The following is a 15,555-nucleotide window of genomic DNA, read 5'->3' as shown; positions in this document are numbered from 1 at the left end:
TTTACCATGGAAATATTCACGTACTTAGAACAATACGATTATGAGCAAGTTGTATTTTGCCAGGATAAACAGTCTGGATTAAAAGCAATAATTGCTATACATGATACAACATTAGGTCCGGCTCTAGGCGGTACTCGTATGTGGACATATGAATCAGAAGAAGCAGCCATCATAGATGCATTACGGTTAGCAAAAGGGATGACCTATAAAAACGCAGCTGCAGGGCTAAATCTTGGCGGTGGTAAAACTGTTATTATTGGTGACCCTCGTAAGGATAAAAATGAAGAAATGTTCCGTGCTTTTGGCCGCTATATTCAGGGGTTAAATGGAAGATACATTACAGCAGAAGATGTTGGAACAACCGTAGCAGATATGGATTTGATTCATGAAGAAACAAACTATGTAACTGGTATTTCACCAGCATTTGGATCTTCCGGTAATCCATCACCTGTTACAGCATATGGTGTTTACCGCGGGATGAAAGCCGCTGCTAAAGCTGCCTTTGGTTCTGATTCGCTTGAAGGAAAAGTAATAGCTGTTCAAGGTGTTGGTAACGTTGCTTATAATCTTTGCCGTCATCTTCACGAAGAGGGTGCACAATTAATCGTCACGGATATTAATAAAGAAGCTGTCCAGCGAGCAGTTGAAGAATTTGGAGCACGTGCTGTAGATCCAAATGAAATTTATGGTGTGGAGTGTGATATTTATGCTCCTTGTGCTCTTGGTGCAACAGTAAATGACGATACGATTCCACAGCTAAAAGCTAAAGTAATTGCCGGAGCAGCCAATAATCAGTTAAAGGATACTCGCCATGGTGACTTAATTCATGAAATGGGTATTATATATGCTCCTGACTATGTTATTAATGCCGGCGGCGTTATCAATGTAGCAGATGAGCTTTATGGGTATAACCGTGATCGAGCATTAAAGAAAGTAGAAACAATCTATGCAAATATTGAGAAAGTCATTGAAATTTCTAAACGCGATGGCATTCCTACCTATTTAGCAGCTGACCGCATGGCAGAGGAAAGAATTGAAAGAATGCGTAATTCTCGCAGTCAATTTCTCCAAAATGGTCATCATATTTTAAGCCGTCGTTAAAAAGCAGAAAGGGCAGAGCGCTGAATATGTAATTCAGCGTCTTTTCCCTTTACTAGATGTACAATGTAGAAAAATGGAGGTCAATACGTTGCCTGATACTAGATATCGAATACTCGTCATCAATCCAGGTTCCACATCCACTAAAATCGGGGTCTTCGATAATGAAATTTCCATTTTTGAAAAAACAATCCGACATCATTCAGAAATGATAAATTCATTTGATAATATAATTGATCAATATGAATTTAGAAAAAACACAATCCTCGAAACGCTGGATCAAGCAGGGATTAATATATCGAAGTTGAGTGCTGTTTGTGGACGCGGCGGTTTGCTCCGTCCGATCGAAGGTGGTACCTATGCGGTCAATAACAGAATGCTTGAGGATTTACGCACTGGGTATGCTGGGCAGCATGCTTCAAATCTCGGGGGTATTATTGCTTACGAAATTGCTTCTGGTTTAAATATTCCTTCATTTATTGTCGACCCGGTGGTTGTGGACGAACTAGAACCAATTGCTAGAATATCTGGTTTTTCCTTAATTGAGAGGGTAAGTATTTTTCATGCTTTAAATCAGAAAGCTGTGGCAAGAAGAGTTGCGAAAGAATTAGGTAAAAAATATACCGATTTAAATCTAATTGTGACCCATATGGGAGGCGGGATTACCGTTGGGGTACATAAACAAGGCAAAGTCATTGACGTAAACAATGGCCTCCATGGTGATGGTCCGTTTAGCCCGGAACGAGCTGGAACGGTTCCAGCAGGAGATTTAGTAGCCCTATGCTATTCGGGGCAGTACTACCGTGATGAAATAATGAAGAAACTTGTCGGTCAGGGTGGGCTGGTTGGTTACCTTGGAACGAACGATGCGGTGGAAGTTGAAAAAAGAATTGAAGCGGGTGATGAACAAGCTTCTCTAATTTATGAAGCGATGGCATACCAAGTGGCAAAAGAGATAGGCGCTGCCAGCGCGGTCTTAGCCGGTAAAGTGGATGCTATTGTGTTAACTGGCGGTCTTGCTTATGGGAAAGGCTTTGTAAAATCTATCACTGATAGAATTAATTGGATTGCAGATACCATTGTCCATCCAGGTGAAAATGAACTTCAAGCATTAGCTGAAGGTGCACTAAGAGTATTACGTGGTGAGGAAAAGGTAAAAGAATATCCTGGCACATTTAAAAATGCAAAAATCTAACGATTTTAGGGAGGAAATACAGTGTCACAAGAATACGATTTAGTCATTCTTGGCGGTGGTACCGGCGGTTATGTGGCTGCCATTCGTGCCTCTCAACTTGGCTTAAAAACAGCGATAGTCGAAAAAGGAAAACTTGGGGGAACATGTCTTCATAAAGGTTGTATCCCAAGTAAAGCTCTTCTAAGAAGTGCTGAGGTTTTTGCAACTGCTAAGCATAGCGAAGATTTCGGTGTGATAACAAGTGAAGTTTCTTATAACTTTGGAAAAGTACAGGAAAGAAAAAATAAAATCATTGAGCAGCTTCATAAAGGCGTACAACATCTCATGAAACAAGGGAAAATTGATGTTTATGAAGGGATGGGCAGGATATTAGGGCCATCGATTTTTTCACCAATGCCTGGAACGATCTCTGTTGAAATGAATAACGGCGAAGAAAATGAAATGTTGATTCCGAAAAATGTTGTCATTGCAACAGGTTCAAGACCAAGAACGCTTCCCGGGCTTGAAATTGATGGAGATTTAGTCATCACCTCAGATGAAGCACTGGAGCTTACATGCTTACCTTCATCTATTATTATTGTCGGCGGAGGCGTAATTGGAATTGAATGGGCGTCTATGTTATCGGATTTCGGGGTCCAAGTCACCGTTATTGAGTATGCGGATCGCATTATTCCAACTGAAGATCAAGAGATTTCTAAAGAAATGCAGCGCCTTATGAAGAAAAAGGGAATAAAACTTGTAACAAGTGCAAAGGTCCTTCCTGAAACACTCGTAAAAGGTGATGGTGTTACCATATCCGCAGAAGTGAAGGGTGGCTTGAAGGAATTTAGGGCTGAAAAACTTCTCGTCTCAGTAGGTCGGCAAGCAAATGTCGAAGGAATTGGATTGGAAAATACAGACATCCAAGTTGAAAAGGGTTTTATCGTTACCAATGAATTCTACCAAACAAAAGAATCTCATATTTACGCAATTGGTGATGTCATTGGCGGCTTGCAGCTGGCACATGTTGCCTCCCATGAGGGTATCATTGCAGTTGAGCATATTGCTGGAAAAGATCCTTCAGAGCTTAATTACAATCTAGTTTCTAGATGTATATATAGTAATCCTGAGGTTTCCAGTGTGGGGATTACCGAGGAGCAGGCAAAAGAAAAAGGTCATAAAGTAAAAGTGGGCAAATTTTCTTTCCGAGCAATAGGTAAGGCTCTCGTATTTGGAGAATCCGATGGTTTTGTCAAGATTGTCGCTGATGAAGAAACCAATGATATCTTAGGGGTGCATATGATTGGTCCCCATGTGACGGATATGATAACAGAGGCAGGATTGGCAATGGTATTGGACGCCACACCGTGGGAGATTGCTCATACGATTCATCCTCATCCAACGTTGTCAGAAGCGATTGGGGAAGCTGCTCTAGCAGTTGATGGAAGAGCTATTCATTCTTAAGTAATAAGGTACGTATGAACAAGGAGGTATAAAATAAATGGCTGAAAATCGTCATCATGCATTAGGTTTAAGTGATGAAAAGGTTTTGGAAATGTATGAAACTATGCTGCTGGCCCGCCGGATTGATGAACGGATGTGGCTATTGAATCGTGCGGGTAAAATACCCTTCGTAATTTCATGCCAAGGACAAGAAGCGGCACAAGTAGGTGCTGCATTTGCTCTTGATAAAGAAAAAGATTATGTGCTGCCATATTACCGTGATATGGGGGTAGTTTTGACGTTTGGAATGACACCAAAGGAATTAATGCTATCTGGATTTGCTAAAGCGGAGGATCCGAACTCAGGAGGCCGGCAAATGCCTGGACATTTCGGGCAAAAGAGAAATCGCATTGTGACCGGATCTTCACCAGTGACAACTCAGGTTCCACATGCGGTAGGGGTGGCATTAGCTGGAAAAATGGAGAGGAAGGATCTTGTGACCTTCGTAACCTTTGGTGAAGGTTCCTCTAACCAAGGTGATTTCCACGAAGGAGCTAACTTTGCAGGAGTTCACAAACTGCCAGTCATATTCATGTGTGAAAACAATAAATATGCAATTTCAGTTCCAATTGAAAAACAATTAGGTTGTGAAAAAGTATCTGATCGTGCAATTGGATACGGTATGCCTGGATTTACCGTTGATGGAAATGACCCATTAGAAGTTTATAAAGTGGTCAAGGATGCAGCGGATCGCGGCCGCCGTGGCGAGGGGCCTTCACTAATAGAAACAGTCTCTTACAGACTGACACCACACTCTTCTGATGACGATGACCGTTCGTACCGTGCCCCTGATGAAGTGGCTAAAGCGAAAACGAAGGATCCTATTATTACTTTTGGCGCCTATTTAAAAGAAACCGGTGTAATGAGTGATGAGTTAGAAAAAGAAATTAACGATCGTGTGATGAAGCAAGTGAACGAAGCCACTGATTATGCTGAAAATGCACCGTATGCAGCACCTGAACACGCGTTGAAATACGTTTATGGTGATAAGTAAGGGGGATGTAACATGGCAGTTATTTCTTATATAGATGCGGTCACAATGGCCATTCGAGAAGAAATGGAACGTGATCCAAAAGTTTTTGTACTTGGTGAAGATGTAGGGGTAAAAGGCGGGGTTTTTAAAGCTACTCAGGGCTTATACGAACAATTCGGTGAAGAGCGTGTAATTGATACACCGCTTGCTGAATCTGCTATAGCCGGGGTGGGAATCGGTGCGGCCATGTATGGTATGAGACCGATTGCTGAAATGCAATTCGCTGATTTTATTATGCCTGCAGTCAACCAAATTATTTCTGAAGCAGCAAAAATCCGATATCGTTCTAATAATGACTGGAGCTGTCCAATGGTTATTCGTGCTCCATATGGCGGCGGTGTTCATGGGGCACTTTATCATTCTCAATCTGTTGAGGCAGTTTTTGCGAATACACCAGGCTTGAAAATTGTAATGCCATCAACACCTTATGATGTGAAGGGGTTATTAAAAGCTGCCATTCGTGACAATGACCCTGTTCTATTCTTCGAGCATAAGCGGGCATACAGGTTAATTAAAGGTGAAGTGCCAGCCGAAGATTATACATTACCAATTGGAAAAGCAGATGTGAAACGCGAAGGTGAAGATATCACGGTTATTACTTATGGGCTTTGTGTTCATTTTGCCCTTCAGGCAGCTGAAAAATTAGCCAAGGATGGAATCTCCGCACATATTTTGGATCTAAGAACCGTATATCCACTTGATAAAGAAGCAATTATTGAAGCAGCAGCCAAAACTGGCAAGGTATTACTTATCACAGAAGATAATAAAGAAGGCAGTATTATTAGTGAAGTATCTGCCATTATTGCGGAAAATTGCTTATTTGAGTTAGATGCGCCAATTATGCGTCTTGCAGGACCAGATGTCCCTGCAATGCCATATGCACCAACAATGGAGAAATTCTTTATGATTAATCCAGACAAAGTTGAAAAAGCAATGCGTGAGCTTGCTGAATATTAGGAGGTTGTATTCTTGGTTATTGAGCAAATTAAAATGCCTCAGCTAGGGGAGAGTGTAACCGAAGGGACAATCTCAAAATGGCTTGTTTCCGTAGGAGATAAAGTAAATAAATACGATCCATTAGCTGAAGTCATGACAGATAAGGTAAATGCAGAAATTCCATCTTCTTTCACAGGTACGATTAAAGAGCTAGTTGCTGAAGATGGGGACACACTCTCAGTCGGAGAAATCATCTGTACAATAGAAATCGAGGGCAGCAATGCAGAAGAAGCAAGTGTTTCTGAGAAAACTGCGGATGTATCTGAAACTGTTGTAGTTACTCAACAAACAGAACAAGGAAACAAAGCCCGATACTCACCGGCTGTTCTAAAGATTTCCCAAGAACATGGAATTGATTTAACACAGGTGACAGGCACCGGTGCAGGCGGCCGTATTACGCGAAAAGATTTATTAAAATTAATTGAATCTGGCAATATCCCAACGGCAGGAGTAAAGGTTGAAGCATCTAAGAAGACAGAGGAGGGTCAACCTGCTGCAGTGCAAGAAACAGTACCATCTGTTTCAACTCAGCCGGCTGCAACTCAAAAGCTATCTGTTCCTGCTCCGAGTATTCCAGTTGCTGCAGGAGATATTGAAATACCGGTAACAGGAATCCGTAAAGCGATTGCTGCAAATATGCTCCGCAGCAAGCATGAAGCGCCGCATGCCTGGACGATGATTGAAGTCGATGCAACAAATCTTGTTGAATACCGTAATTCCTTAAAAGATGAATTTAAGAAACAAGAAGGTTTTAATTTAACATTCTTTGCCTTTTTCGTAAAAGCCGTAGCGCAGGCATTAAAGGAATTCCCGCAGATTAATTCCATGTGGGCTGGGGATAAAATTATCCAGAAGAAAGACATCAATATTTCGATTGCTGTTGCAACGGATGATGCATTGTATGTTCCAGTTATTAAGCATGCTGATGAGAAAACCATTAAGGGAATTGCCCGTGAAATCTCTGATCTTGCAATAAAAGTCAGGACAGGAAAACTTCGTTCGGAAGATATGCAGGGTGGTACTTTTACTGTCAATAACACCGGTTCATTTGGTTCGGTTCAATCTATGGGAATTATCAACTACCCGCAAGCTGCAATTCTCCAAGTTGAATCCATTGTCAAACGCCCAGTCGTTATGAACAACAATATGATTGCCGTTCGTGATATGGTAAACCTATGCATGTCACTCGACCATAGAGTTTTAGACGGCCTAATTTGCGGTCGATTCTTGCAAAGGGTAAAAGAAATTTTAGAAAACACATCAAAATCCACCACTTCAATTTATTAATAAGGCTGTGTTAAAGCTAATTGTTGATTTTGCACCCTGTTGATTGGAGCGGAAGGCACGAAGACTCCTGCGGGAGTACGGGGCTGGGGAGACCCCACAGGCGCTTAAGCGCCGAGGAGGCTCCCCGGCACGCCCGCGGAAAGCGAAGTGCCTGGAGTGGAAATCAACAGGCCAATTTAACACATCCATTAATATAAATAACCGCTGCCGGAATGGTCGGCGGTTATTTTCATTGCTTGAAAGACAATAGTATCCTAAAATAAATAGTAATAAGAATTTAAAGAATATTGAGTATTTAAGGGGGGAGATTATGAGTTTAGACAACCTGAAGAATCAATCATTTCCTTTAAAGACGTTAGAAGACTGGAAAACCAAGGCAGAAGAATCTTTGAAGGGTAAAAGTGTTGACACGTTAAAAAGCAGTACATATGAAAATATAATTTTGAAACCGCTTTATTCTAAGCTAGACGTTCAGAAAGCACCAGATTACCCAGCTGGCTCAGATTTTCGCAGAGGTATTCATCCTTTAGGATACATAACAAATGATTGGAAGGCAGCACAGCGGATTGTATATCATTCTGTTGACGAATTAAAAGAAAAGCTCCATGGCAGCATTGAAAAAGGACAAACCGCTCTAGCGTTTGAGGTTACAGAGGCTCTTTTTGAACCAAAAAAAATGATAAATGACATATTGGGAGAATTACCTTCTAAATATCCTTTTGCCATTAATGGGCGAGACCTGCAATCAGCATTCTTAGCAGCATTAATAGAAGGTGAGGCTTGCACTAATGAAGTTAATGGCTATGTTGCTAGCGATCCACTTTCTTTATTTGCGGAGGAAGGATACATTCACGAAGACTTTATCAAGAGCTGGATGGATGATATAAAGCTTGCAAATGAAAAATTACCAAAATTACGGACAATATTAATAAATACCTCAACCTACCACCAAGGCGGAGCAAATGCGGTTCAAGAGCTGGGAATAGCAGCATCGTCCGGTACATTCTATCTTCAAAAGCTATTAGAAAGTGGTATGAAGGTGGAAAATGTATTAGGAAAAATGATCTTTCAATTCTCGATTGGCAGCAATTTCTTCATGGAGCTAGCCAAGATACGTGCAGCACGTATTCTATGGAATAAAATTACCCAAGTTTATGGGGCAAATGCTAAGGATCGGGGAATGCATATTTCAGCAGAAACTTCATCGTTTACCAAAACAGTTTATGACCCGTATGTTAATCTTCTTCGTGCTGGAAATGAGGGGTTCGCAGCGGTAGTGGGAGGAGTCCAATATCTTCATATAACTCCATTTGATGATATAACTGGCAGTTCTCATCTTTCAGAACGAATTGCAAGAAACACACAAAATATTCTGAAGGAAGAAGCCTATCTGCAGAAAGTGGTTGACCCTGCCGGCGGATCCTGGTACGTAGAAGCATTGACAGTAGAACTTGCAGAAAAAGCGTGGGAATATTTTCAGCAGATTGAAGCTAAAGGCGGTATGTTGGAAGTATTAAAATCGGGTTGGTTACAAGAAGAAGTAGCTTTTGTTTGGACAAAACGAAAGCAGGATGTCTTTACGAGAAAACAAAGTATTGTCGGAACAAATGTGTATGCTAGTCTTGCTGAAGTGGCAAATTCCTTTAAAATACGGCCATGTAATAATTTTATAAATATTGATGGTAACAATACAATCAACATAAGGAAAATTAAGAATGTGAGATTGTCTGAACCATTTGAAGAACTGCGTAAAATTAGTGAAGTGATTGAAAGTAAATCAGGTTCAAAACCAAAAATCGGCATGATTTGCCTAGGTGAGTTAAAAGACTATAAACCAAGATTCGATTTTATGAGGGGATTCGCGGTTGCTGGGGGTATTGAAGCGGTAGAAAGCGGTAGTATTACTTCTATAGAATCTGCCAAACAGTTTGTTTTATCACAGGATACGATTTATTTTTGCTTGTGTGGAGGCAATAATCAATATGAATCCACCGGTCACGATATTCTTGAATGCCTAATTAGAGAATTCCCGGACAGGATTTTTTATCTGGCTGGTTTGCCGGAAAAAGAGCATCAGTCACAGTGGATAAATGAGGGAGTTAAACACTTTATTCATCTAAAGAGCAATTGTTATGAAACTTTGAGAACAATTTTAACAGAAATGGAGGTGGAACAAAATGAATACAAAAAAGCCTGATTTTCAAAATATAGCTCTGTTTGATGAACATGACTTCATCACACAAGAGCAATGGAAGGAACTTGTTGAAAAAGAACTTAACACCTCTATAGAAGATTTGCTGTTTGAAACAAATGAACAAATTCAACTGAAACCGCTTTATACATCAGGAGATCGTGAAGGAATAAACCATTCGGATGATTTGCCCGGACTCCCGCCGTATACACGCGGACCATACCCAACCATGTATGTAAACCGTCCCTGGACGGTTAGACAATATGCTGGGTTTTCCACGGCTGAGGAGAGCAACGCATTCTATCGCCGTAATCTAGCGATGGGTCAAAAAGGTTTATCCGTTGCCTTTGACTTAGCCACACACCGCGGTTATGATTCTGACCATCCGCGAGTAGTTGGAGATGTCGGTAAAGCAGGGGTTGCTATTGATTCGGTTCTTGATATGAAGACACTTTTTGATGGAATTCCTTTGGACCAAATGTCGGTTTCAATGACGATGAATGGTGCAGTTTTACCGATACTTGCTTTTTTCATTGTAACAGCTGAGGAACAGGGAGTCACACAGGATAAGCTTTCCGGAACGATTCAAAATGATATTTTAAAAGAGTATATGGTCCGTAACACTTATATTTATCCACCTGAGATGTCCATGAAAATCATCGCTGACATCTTTGAGTATACTTCTAAATACATGCCAAAGTTTAATAGTATTAGTATTTCTGGCTATCATATGCAGGAGGCTGGGGCTCCTGCAGACTTAGAATTGGCATACACCCTGGCAGATGGATTGGAGTATGTAAGGACAGGGCTTAAAGCAGGAATCGACATTGATAAATTTGCACCAAGATTGTCCTTTTTCTGGGCCATCGGGATGAATTATTTTATGGAAGTGGCTAAAATGCGGGCTGCTCGTTTAATCTGGGCAAAAATGATGAAATCATTTGAACCGAAATCTGAGAAATCAATGGCACTCAGAACTCATTCTCAAACATCAGGGTGGAGTTTGACGGAGCAAGACCCATTTAATAATGTAATTCGTACCTTACTTGAAGCGCATGCTGCTGCAATGGGGCATACGCAGTCACTTCATACTAATGCTTTGGACGAAGCCATTGCATTGCCAACAGATTTCTCAGCTCGAATTGCCCGGAATACACAATTATTTTTACAAGAAGAAACAAGTATCACTAAAGTAATAGATCCTTGGGCAGGTTCCTATTACGTTGAAAAGCTGACTGACGAATTGGTAAAAAGAGCTTGGACACATATTGAAGAAATCGAAAATCTTGGAGGTATGGCAAAAGCCATTGAAACAGGACTTCCAAAAATGAGAATCGAAGAAGCAGCTGCTAAAAGACAAGCACAAATAGACTCTGGCAAAGAAACCATTATCGGTGTTAACAAGTATCGTCTCGAAAAGGAAGAAGCAATTGATATCTTGGATATTGATAACACGGCAGTTCGATTAAAGCAAATTGAAAAATTAACAAATTTAAAAGCTCATCGTGATGAAAATAAGGTTGCGGAAGCTTTAGCAACTTTAACAAAGGGGGCTGAATCAGGAGAAACCAACCTGTTAGAACTAGCTGTTCGAGCTGCAAGAGTACGTGCAACATTGGGTGAAATTTCCGACGCGATTGAAAAGGTTTCTAGCAGACATAAAGCTGTGATTCGCTCCATTAGCGGGGTTTACAGCAAAGCATTTTCAAACGAAGAGGAAATTAGCGAAGTGAAAAAGATGACCGATGAATTCCTCGAGCATGAAGGCAGAAGACCAAGAATTCTAATTGCAAAAATGGGGCAGGATGGACATGACCGCGGTGCCAAGGTCATTGCTACCGCCTTTGCGGACCTAGGGTTTGATGTTGATATCGGTCCATTATTCCAGACCCCTGAAGAAACGGCAATGCAGGCGGTTGAAAATGATGTTCATGTCATTGGAATGAGCTCACTGGCTGCCGGTCACAAGACGTTATTACCACAGCTTGCAGCTGAGTTAAAAAAGCTCGGCCGTGAAGATATACTATTGATTATCGGCGGTGTAATCCCAGCACAGGACTATCAATTTTTATATGATAATGGTGCAGCCGCGATTTTCGGTCCAGGAACCATTATCCCTGTTGCGGCCCAAAAGGTGATTAAGGAAATCTATAAGCAGCTTGGCTATGAGGAAGTGGCAGAATAGATGTCTGAGGATAGGAAGCCAGAATGGAGCGACTTAAATGAACCTGAGAAATTCTCAACTATGATCAAAAAAGGACAAGAGCAGGATGGCCAGTCTATAGGAATTGAAAAAAACATTGTTTATCGTAAACGTCAATCAAAGGATCCTACTGTTGAAGAGTTAATTAATGGTGTGCTTTCCGGTAATAGAGGGCAGCTTGCCAGGGCAATCACGCTGATTGAAAGTAATGCAGAACAACATTTCCATAAGGCACAAGAGCTCCTGCAAAAGCTCCTTTCATATAGTGGAAAATCAATCCGAATTGGAATAACAGGTGTCCCTGGTGCTGGGAAAAGTACGTTTATTGAAGCATTTGGTACGTACCTCTGCGACCTAGGTCTTCGAGTTGCTGTACTTGCTATCGATCCGAGCTCTAGTCTTTCGGGTGGGAGCATTCTAGGTGATAAAACCAGAATGGAAAAACTGTCACGGAATCCAAAGGCTTTTATCCGGCCATCACCAACGGCTGGAAAGCTGGGGGGAGTACATCGAAAAACTAGAGAAGCGATGTTAATTTGCGAAGCTGCTGGCTTTGATGTGATTTTAATCGAAACCGTCGGAGTTGGCCAAAGCGAAGTGATTATTAGAGAGATGGTTGATTTTTTCATGCTTCTTGTCCTAACAGGTGCGGGGGATGAATTGCAAGGGATGAAGAAAGGAATCATGGAACTTGCCGATGCCGTCCTTGTTCATAAAGCAGATGGATCCAATAAGGAGAAAGCGGAGCAGACAAGGAAAGAGTATAGCCGTATCCTTCATTTTCTGCAGCCGGCTACTAGGGGATGGGCATCAAAGGCTTATACCTGTTCCTCTGTCACAGGGGAGGGTATAAAAGAGGTTTGGGATGTAATTAAGGATTTTGAGATGAAAGGAAAATCCTCTGGAGTGTTTGCAGAAAGACGAAAAGCACAGCAGCGAGATTGGATTTATTCGCTTATTACAGATCACCTCCATTACAGCTTTTTCCACCATCCAGAGGTGAAGCTCAAACTTCCTCAATTAGAAAATGAAGTAATAGCAGGAGAAAAAACAGCTGCCACTGCGGTAGAAATCCTTTTTAACGCATTCCAATCTAATAAAAAGTAACGATTGTTTGAAAAAGATACATTTTAACTGTTATCATGTAGTTATATCGACATAAATTAGGAGTGAAAAGTATGAGCATGGATTTCAATTTTTTCATGAATGATGTTGTAGCTCAAGCACGTAATGAGATTACAGCAGCTGGCTATAAAGAACTAAGAACACCTGAAGAGGTTGAAGAAGCGCTTGAACAAAAAGGAACAACCTTAGTAATGATTAACTCTGTTTGTGGTTGTGCAGGCGGCATTGCACGTCCAGCAGCCGCACATTCCCTTCATTATGATAAACGTCCAGATCACCTGGTTACAGTTTTTGCAGGACAGGACAAAGAAGCAACAGAGAAAGCGCGCAGCTATTTTACGGGCTATCCACCGTCCTCACCATCTTTTGCCTTATTGAAAGATGGAAAAATTGTGTCAATGGTTGAAAGACACCAAATAGAAGGTCACGACCCAGCTGCAGTCGTAGCAAGACTGCAAAAAGAATTTGAAGAAAACTGTGAAGAAGTTTAGATTGAAGTTAAAAGGGCTGATTTCCTTAATAGGAGGTTAGCTCTTTTTTTTATATTAAAAAAGTAATAATAAATTTTAATAAATATACTTGCATAATTATTACCCATCGTGTTAAAATTCATTACGTTGCATAAATATTAAAGTTTAACTCTATAAAGTTAGTAAAAGTTATATTAAGAAATATTCAGAAAATTATAGGAGGAAAACAAATGAAAAAGTTAATGGGTTTATTTTTAATAATGATTTTAGCTGTTGGTGTTCTGGCAGCTTGCGGCGAATCTAAAGACGAGAACGCAGGTGACAAAAAGACACTTGTAATGGCCACATCAGCAGATTATGCGCCGTTTGAATATATTGAATCAGATAAAAGTGACGATATTATTGGCTTTGATGTCGATTTAGCTAATGCGATTGCTGGAAAACTTGGCTATGAAGTTGAAATTAAAGATATGGATTTTGGCGGTTTGATTCAATCACTTAAATCTGGACAAGCAGATTTTGTATTAGCGGGAATGACACCAACGGAAAAAAGAAAGAAAAATGTAGATTTCAGTGATATCTACTATACAGCACAGCACATGGTTATCTCTAAAAAAGAAAATGGAATTTCAACAGTAGAAGATTTGAAGGGTAAAACTGTTGGTGTACAGTTAGGTTCCATTCAAGAAGGTAAAGCAGATGAAATTAATAAATCTGTTGCAATAACAGTAGAAAATCGTAATCGTATCCCAGAGCTTATTCAAGAATTAAAGGCAGGGCGCTTTGACGCTATCATTATTGAAGACACTGTGGCTAAAGGATATCTTGATAAAGAAGCGGATTTAACTAGCTTCACAATCAGCGACGACCCAGAAGAAGCAGGATCTGCAATCGCTTTTCCAAAGGATAGCGAGTTAACAGAGAAATTTAACCAAGAGCTTAGAAAAATGAAAGAAAACGGTGAACTACAAGAATTGATTGTTAAGTGGTTCGGTGGGGAAAACTAATTTTACAACCAAGGCGTTCAGAAAGTTTTCTGAACGTCTTACTCATTTCAATAATTAGAGAGGACGGCAGCTGAATGAACTTAGATTTCACACAATTCATTCCTTCAATGCCATACATTTTAGAGGGAATACTCGTCACGCTTAGAATTGTCTTACTGGCAGGTGTATTAGGCTTTATTTTAGGAATAATTCTTTCATTGTTTAAAATTAGCAAATTCAAATTTCTCGGTTGGTTTGCGGATGCTTATACCTCGATTTTTCGTGGTACTCCATTAGTGTTACAGTTGATGTTGATTTATTATGGCTCACCACAATTGATTGGTTATCAAATTGAACCATATACAGCTGCAATTTTATCTTTTGCTCTAAATTCTGGTGCCTACATATCTGAGATTATTAGAGCAGGGATCCAAGCAATCGACAAAGGACAACAGGAGGCTGCAATGGCCCTTGGTGTACCTTACACAAAAATGATGTGGGATATCATTCTGCCGCAAGCGCTAAAAAATATCCTGCCGGCATTAATGAACGAATTTATTACCTTAACAAAGGAATCTGCCATTGTGACAACTATTGGAGTAATGGATATTATGCGTCGTTCTTACCAAGTTGGGGCTGAAAATTATTCGTTTTTTGAACCACTCTTAATTGCCGGAATGATCTATTACTTAATGGTCATTACCTTAACCTTCCTAGGAAAAGCGGTTGAAAGGAGAATGAGACGCAGTGATTAAGGTAGAAAATTTGCATAAAAATTATGGGAAGCTTGAAGTTTTAAAAGGCATCACTACGACAATTAATGCTGGAGAAGTGGTTGCAATTATTGGACCATCTGGTTCGGGGAAGTCAACCTTCCTGCGCTGCATGAACCTTCTTGAAATCCCAACAAGCGGAAGGATTTTGGTAGGGGACCAAGATGTAACCGATAAAAAGACTAATATTATGAAGGTGCGTCAGAATGTTGGGATGGTTTTTCAGCATTTTCATCTATTCCCGCATAAAACTGTTTTAGAGAACCTTACCTATGCACCAATCAAGGTTAAAGGATTATCAAAAGCAGAAGCAGAGAAGATTGCCTACAACCTATTAGAGAGAGTCGGATTAGCGGAAAAAGCAAAGGAGTACCCGACTAGATTATCTGGCGGACAAAAGCAGCGTGTCGCAATAGCAAGGGCACTGGCCATGGAGCCAGAAGTTATGCTTTTCGATGAACCAACCTCTGCACTTGATCCGGAAATGGTCAAGGAAGTTTTAGAGGTTATGAAATCCCTTGCACATACTGGGATGACAATGGCTATAGTGACGCATGAAATGGGCTTTGCTCGAGAGGTAGCTGACCGAGTGCTCTTTCTTGATGGAGGAGTGCTTGTAGAAGACGCAAACCCGCAAGAATTTTTCACAAATCCGAAGAGCAAGCGTGCACAAGATTTCTTGCAAAAAATGCTCTAAAAAGGATAATCTAAAGATG

At 40.7% G+C, this 15,555-nt stretch carries 13 protein-coding genes; all 13 read left to right on the top strand.

Annotated elements, in window-relative coordinates:
* Positions 1 to 6 precede the first annotated feature (6 nt).
* The 13 genes from bcd (at position 7) to QNH29_RS21870 (ending at position 15,536) form a co-directional block, all read left to right on the top strand.
* Positions 7 to 1,101, top strand: coding sequence for a branched-chain amino acid dehydrogenase (gene bcd, locus QNH29_RS21930; RefSeq protein ID WP_283861427.1), 1,095 nt, complete (start codon positions 7 to 9; stop codon positions 1,099 to 1,101).
* A gap of 73 nt (positions 1,102 to 1,174) precedes the next feature.
* A complete protein-coding gene (gene buk, locus QNH29_RS21925; RefSeq protein ID WP_481858750.1) occupies positions 1,175 to 2,293 on the top strand; it encodes a butyrate kinase in 1,119 nt (372 codons plus the stop codon).
* A gap of 21 nt (positions 2,294 to 2,314) precedes the next feature.
* The gene (gene lpdA / locus QNH29_RS21920; RefSeq protein WP_283861425.1) at positions 2,315 to 3,736 is read left to right on the top strand and encodes a dihydrolipoyl dehydrogenase; all 1,422 of its coding nucleotides are present in this window, start codon (positions 2,315 to 2,317) and stop codon (positions 3,734 to 3,736) included.
* A 37-nt stretch (positions 3,737 to 3,773) separates the two neighbouring features.
* The gene (locus tag QNH29_RS21915; RefSeq protein WP_283861424.1) at positions 3,774 to 4,769 is read left to right on the top strand and encodes a thiamine pyrophosphate-dependent dehydrogenase E1 component subunit alpha; all 996 of its coding nucleotides are present in this window, start codon (positions 3,774 to 3,776) and stop codon (positions 4,767 to 4,769) included.
* Between the two features lie 12 nt (positions 4,770 to 4,781).
* Positions 4,782 to 5,765 (top strand): alpha-ketoacid dehydrogenase subunit beta, encoded by a 984-nt coding sequence (locus tag QNH29_RS21910; RefSeq protein ID WP_283861423.1) that lies wholly within the window; start codon positions 4,782 to 4,784, stop codon positions 5,763 to 5,765.
* A gap of 12 nt (positions 5,766 to 5,777) precedes the next feature.
* Positions 5,778 to 7,091 (top strand): dihydrolipoamide acetyltransferase family protein, encoded by a 1,314-nt coding sequence (locus QNH29_RS21905; protein WP_283861422.1) that lies wholly within the window; start codon positions 5,778 to 5,780, stop codon positions 7,089 to 7,091.
* Between the two features lie 310 nt (positions 7,092 to 7,401).
* Positions 7,402 to 9,288, top strand: coding sequence for a methylmalonyl-CoA mutase subunit beta (locus QNH29_RS21900; protein ID WP_283861421.1), 1,887 nt, complete (start codon positions 7,402 to 7,404; stop codon positions 9,286 to 9,288).
* A complete protein-coding gene (scpA, locus tag QNH29_RS21895; RefSeq protein WP_283861420.1) occupies positions 9,269 to 11,467 on the top strand; it encodes a methylmalonyl-CoA mutase in 2,199 nt (732 codons plus the stop codon). The genes QNH29_RS21900 and scpA overlap by 20 nt, the downstream gene beginning before the upstream one ends.
* Positions 11,468 to 12,592 (top strand): methylmalonyl Co-A mutase-associated GTPase MeaB, encoded by a 1,125-nt coding sequence (gene meaB / locus QNH29_RS21890; protein ID WP_283861419.1) that lies wholly within the window; start codon positions 11,468 to 11,470, stop codon positions 12,590 to 12,592.
* Between the two features lie 71 nt (positions 12,593 to 12,663).
* The gene (locus tag QNH29_RS21885) at positions 12,664 to 13,101 is read left to right on the top strand and encodes a BrxA/BrxB family bacilliredoxin (RefSeq protein WP_283861418.1); all 438 of its coding nucleotides are present in this window, start codon (positions 12,664 to 12,666) and stop codon (positions 13,099 to 13,101) included.
* A 209-nt stretch (positions 13,102 to 13,310) separates the two neighbouring features.
* The gene (locus tag QNH29_RS21880) at positions 13,311 to 14,087 is read left to right on the top strand and encodes a transporter substrate-binding domain-containing protein (RefSeq protein ID WP_283861417.1); all 777 of its coding nucleotides are present in this window, start codon (positions 13,311 to 13,313) and stop codon (positions 14,085 to 14,087) included.
* 74 nt (positions 14,088 to 14,161) lie between these two features.
* On the top strand, positions 14,162 to 14,821 hold the full coding sequence (locus QNH29_RS21875; RefSeq protein ID WP_283861416.1) for an amino acid ABC transporter permease: 660 nt from the start codon (positions 14,162 to 14,164) through the stop codon (positions 14,819 to 14,821).
* Entirely contained in the window at positions 14,814 to 15,536 is a 723-nt protein-coding gene (locus QNH29_RS21870; protein WP_283861415.1) for an amino acid ABC transporter ATP-binding protein, read from the top strand. Before QNH29_RS21875 ends, QNH29_RS21870 begins: the two co-directional genes overlap by 8 nt.
* Positions 15,537 to 15,555 lie beyond the last annotated feature (19 nt).

It is taken from the genome of Neobacillus sp. DY30, from assembly GCF_030123065.1.
Lineage (GTDB): Bacteria > Bacillota > Bacilli > Bacillales > Cytobacillaceae > Neobacillus.
The sequence above is the reverse complement of the archived record's forward strand: the minus strand, read 5'-3'. Positions and strand labels throughout refer to the sequence as shown.